This is a genomic window from Streptomyces katrae (genome assembly GCF_000966975.1).
Lineage (GTDB): Bacteria > Actinomycetota > Actinomycetes > Streptomycetales > Streptomycetaceae > Streptomyces > Streptomyces katrae.
On sequence record NZ_JZWV01000328.1, the window covers coordinates 1 to 958 of the forward strand.

2 protein-coding genes are annotated in these 958 nt (G+C 75.1%); both read left to right on the forward strand.

Annotated features, from left to right (window positions below):
• Window positions 1-293 (forward strand): CoA transferase (locus VR44_RS12970; RefSeq protein WP_045947616.1); only part of this gene is annotated, 293 nt, incomplete at its 5' end.
• The coding region (locus tag VR44_RS12975; protein ID WP_045947617.1) for an LLM class flavin-dependent oxidoreductase at window positions 293-958 on the forward strand (666 nt) is incomplete at its 3' end. The genes VR44_RS12970 and VR44_RS12975, both read left to right, overlap by 1 nt.

The following is a 958-nucleotide window of genomic DNA, read 5'->3' on the forward strand; positions in this document are numbered from 1 at the left end:
AGGCCGTCGCCGCCCGCTTCAAGGCCCGTACGCGCGCCGAGTGGACGGAGGTCTTCGAGGGCACCGACGCCTGCGTGGCCCCCGTGCTCTCCCTGGGCGAGGCCCCGCACCACCCGCACCTGGCGGCCCGCTCCACCTTCACCGACTTCGGCGGGATCACCCAGCCCGCCCCCGCCCCCCGCTTCTCCGCCACCCCGGCCGCCGTGGTGAGCGGCCCGGCGCGGCCGGGGGCGGACACCGAATCCGTGGCCCGCGACTGGGACGTACCGGGCCTGACCGGGAAAGGCTCCTGATGGAACTGTCCATGCTGCTCGACTACGCGGGCGACCCGCGCCGGGCCGCCGACGAGGCGGCGGCGCTGGAGTCCGCGGGACTCGACGCCGTCTGGGTCGCCGAGGCCTGGGGCTTCGACTCCCCGACCATCATGGGGTACTTGGCGGCCCGGACCGAACGGATGAAGATCGGCTCGGCCATCGTCAACGTCTACTCCCGCACCCCCGCCCTCATCGCCCAGACCGCCGCCGGACTCGACGCGATGTCCGGCGGCCGGGCCCTGCTCGGCCTCGGCGCCTCCGGCCCGCAGGTGATCGAGGGCTGGCACGGCAAGCCGTACGACAAGCCCCTCGGCCGCACCCGGGAGACCGTCGAGCTGTGCCGGCGCATCTGGCGTCGCGAGACCATCGACCACCACGGCATCACCGACATGCCCCTGCCCCCCGAGCGCGGCGGCCGGCACGGCAAACCGCTGAAGATCCTCACCCGCCCGGTCCGCGACCGGATCCCCGTCTACATCGCCTCCCTCGGCCCGGCCAACGTGGCCCTCACCGCCGAGATCGCCGACGGCTGGCTGCCCACCCTCTTCATCCCGGAGAAGGCCCGCGCCGTCTGGGGGAGCGCCCTCGCCGAGGGAACGGCCAAGCGGGCGGCGGAGCTCGGCCCGCTCCAGACCGTCGCCGGC